Here is a 3,019-nt window from a genome sequence, read left to right as displayed (position 1 = left end):
ACTGGCGCAAGCGGCAGCCCGCGCGAAGGCGGTGCTGCCGCTTGCGCCAGTCCCGCCGAGCGGGCACGCCAGTCCTTCAGGCTGATGAAGCCCATCGGACTCAGGCGGCCGCCCGGCGCCAGGCCGGAAACGGATCGGGCAGGTCGCGATAGGCCTCCGGATCGAAGCGCCGGATCTGCGCCGAGCCGACGAGGCAGGCGTCGAGCGCGGCGGTGATCGCGTCTCGATTCATGCCGCGGCCGATGAAGACGAGTTCCTGGCGCCGGTCGCCCCAGACCTCGCTCCAGACCGTGTGGAGGCGCTCGCGAAAGACCGCCTCCTCCGGCCAGCGCTGGCGCGGCACCGCCGCCCACCAGAACCCCATGGCGCCGATATGCGCGACGGCACCGGCCAGCGAGAATTCGCCGACCCATTCGGGCCGGGTCGCGAGCCAGAAATGGCCCTTCGCCCGGATCAGCCCCGGCCAAGTCGTGTTGGCGAAAGCCTGGAACTGCTGCGGGTCGAACGGCCGCCGCGCCCGGTAGACGAAGGAGCCGATGCCGTATTCCTCGGTCTCGGGCACGTGCTCGTGGGCACGGTACAGTTCCTTGAACCAGAGCGGGTGTTCCTGCGCCTTCTCCTCGTCGAACAGGCCGGTATCGAGGATCGCCTCCGACGGGACCTGCCCGTGCGAGGCCTCGACGATGCGCGCATCCGCGTTCAGACCCCGCACCACCGAGCGGACGAGGTCGAGCGTGTCCGGCGAGACGTCGCGGGCCTTGTTGATCACCACCACGTCGGCGAACTCGATCTGCTCCACCAGGAGATCGACCAGGGTGCGGCTGTCCTCGGCGCCCGCTGTCTCGCCGCGCTGGCGCAGGAAGTCGCTCGAGCCGTAATCCTTCAGGAGGTTCACCGCATCGACCACGGTCACCATCGTGTCGAGCCGGGCGACGTCGCTCAGCGCGTGGCCCGCCTCGTCGCGGAAGGAGAAGGTGCTGGCCACGGGGAGCGGCTCGGCAATGCCGGTCCCCTCGATCAGCAGGTAGTCGAAGCGCCGCTCGGCGGCGAGGCGGCGGACCTCGGCGAGCAGGTCGTCGCGCAGGGTGCAGCAGATGCAGCCGTTGGTCATCTCCACCAACCGCTCGTCCGTGCGCGACAGACCCGCGCCGCCCTGGCGGACGAGGTCGGCATCGATGTTCACCTCGCTCATGTCGTTGACGATCACCGCGACGCGTCGCCCGTCGCGGTTGTTGAGGACATGGTTGAGCAGCGTCGTCTTGCCGGCGCCCAGGAAGCCGGAGAGTACGGTGACGGGAAGGCGGGCATCGGTCTGAGGCATGAAACGTCCGACAGCGGCGAAGGGTAGTGTTACTTTATAACGTTTCATTTCCGCGGCGAGGTCAAGCCTGACAGGCGGAAAAGATGGTCGACTCGTAGACCGACTCGGAGGAAAAGGCCGGAATGGCTTCAGGCTGAACCATGGGCCGTCGCGGCGCGTAACCGATGCGAGTCTCCGGCGGTTACATGCGTGCGATCGGTCAGCGCGGAGGAATGGACGGGTGCGACCCTGGCGCGAGGGACCGGGAGACCGGCGCAGCTACCATCACGGCAACCTCAAGGAGGCGCTGATCGAGGCCGCGCGCCGCTTCATCGCCGAGCGCGGCATCGGCGGCTTCACCCTCGTCGATGCGGCCCGGCTGGTCGGCGTCACGCCCGCCGCGCTCTACCGCCATTTCCGCGGCCGGGAGGCTTTGCTGGAGGAGGTCGCGGGCCGCGGCTTCTCCGATCTCGCCGAGCGGCTGGCGCCGACGGGCGCGCACATCGTGGCGGAGACCCGCGTGCGGCACGAGGCCGGCGCCGTCGCGGCCGCCGTCACGAACGCGGTCGCGCAGGGCGCGGAACTGGTCGTGGTGTTCGGCGCCTCGGCCATCGCCGACCGGCGCGACGTGATCCCCGCCGGGCTCGAGGCGGCGGGCGGCCGGGTCGAGCAGTTCGGCATGCCGGTCGATCCCGGCAACCTTCTGCTGCTCGGCGCCCTCGGCTCCGTGCCGGTGATCGGCGCGCCGGGCTGCGCCCGCTCGCCCAAGGAGAACGGCTTCGACTTCGTCCTCCACCGCCTCCTCGCGGGCCTGTCCATGACCCGGGCCGACATCGTGCGCCTCGGCGTCGGCGGCCTCCTCACCGAGATCCCCCTGCGCGGCCAGCCGAGGTCCGGCGGTGACGGCGGTTGAGCCGCGCGTCGGCGCGGTGATCCTCGCCGCCGGCCTCGGCTCCCGGTTCGGGACTGCGCCGAAGATGCTCGCGCCCTATGCCGGCACGCCGATGGTGCGGCGCGCCGCCGAGGCGGCCCTGGCCTCGCGGGCCGGGCCGGTCGTCGCGGTCCTCGGCGCCCATGCGGAGGCCGTGCGGGCCGCCCTCGACGGCCTTGCCCTGACGCTGGTCGAGAACCCCGATCCGGCCGCCGGCCTCTCGGCCTCGCTGCGCCTCGGCCTCGCCGCCCTGCCGCCGGAGACGGCGGCGGCGGTGGTGCTGCTCGGCGACATGCCGCGGATCGGGCCGGCCCATGTCGATGCGCTGATCGCGGCCTATGCGGGCGCCGCGCCGCGTCCCTCCGCCGTGGTGCCGGTGAACCAGGGGCGCCGCGGCAACCCGGTGCTGCTCGACCTCGCCCGCCTCGGTGCCGACCTCGCCGCACTGACCGGCGACCGCGGCGCCGGGCCGATCCTGAAACGGCGCGGCGACGTGCTGGAGGTGCCGGCCGATCCGGCGGTGATCTTCGATGTCGACACGCCGGAGGCGATGGGGAGCTGATAGTCCTCCGGCTTGATCGTTTTCGTGTCTTCCCGTCATCGCGAGGCGAAGCCGAAGCGATCCAGGGCGCGACCTATCCGGACACGTCGCGCCCTGGATCGCTTCGCTGCCGCTCGCGATGACGGGGTCGGGTAAAGTCCGAAGCGAAGAGCCGAAAGCCGTACGAGGCCGAGATCAGGTCTTCCGCGCCGCGCGCTTCGCCTCCGACCGCTGCCGGGCGGAGGCG

General features: G+C 71.6%; 3 protein-coding genes. 2 read left to right on the top strand and 1 reads right to left on the bottom strand.

Annotated features, from left to right (window positions below):
* Positions 1–100: 100 nt before the first annotated feature.
* Positions 101–1,321 carry a zinc metallochaperone GTPase ZigA gene (gene zigA / locus MFF42_RS21230; protein ID WP_238257532.1) on the bottom strand — a complete coding sequence of 407 codons (1,221 nt, stop codon included), beginning with the start codon at positions 1,319–1,321 and terminating at the stop codon, positions 101–103.
* 220 nt (positions 1,322–1,541) lie between these two features.
* Between zigA and MFF42_RS21220 the strand changes: the two genes are divergently transcribed.
* Positions 1,542–2,213, top strand: coding sequence for a TetR family transcriptional regulator (locus MFF42_RS21220; protein WP_373875204.1), 672 nt, complete (start codon positions 1,542–1,544; stop codon positions 2,211–2,213).
* Positions 2,200–2,793, top strand: coding sequence for a nucleotidyltransferase family protein (locus MFF42_RS21215; protein ID WP_238257530.1), 594 nt, complete (start codon positions 2,200–2,202; stop codon positions 2,791–2,793). Before MFF42_RS21220 ends, MFF42_RS21215 begins: the two co-directional genes overlap by 14 nt.
* Positions 2,794–3,019 lie beyond the last annotated feature (226 nt).

This window comes from Methylorubrum podarium, assembly GCF_022179745.1.
In the GTDB taxonomy this organism is placed as follows: domain Bacteria; phylum Pseudomonadota; class Alphaproteobacteria; order Rhizobiales; family Beijerinckiaceae; genus Methylobacterium; species Methylobacterium podarium.
The sequence above is the reverse complement of the archived record's forward strand: the minus strand, read 5'-3'. Positions and strand labels throughout refer to the sequence as shown.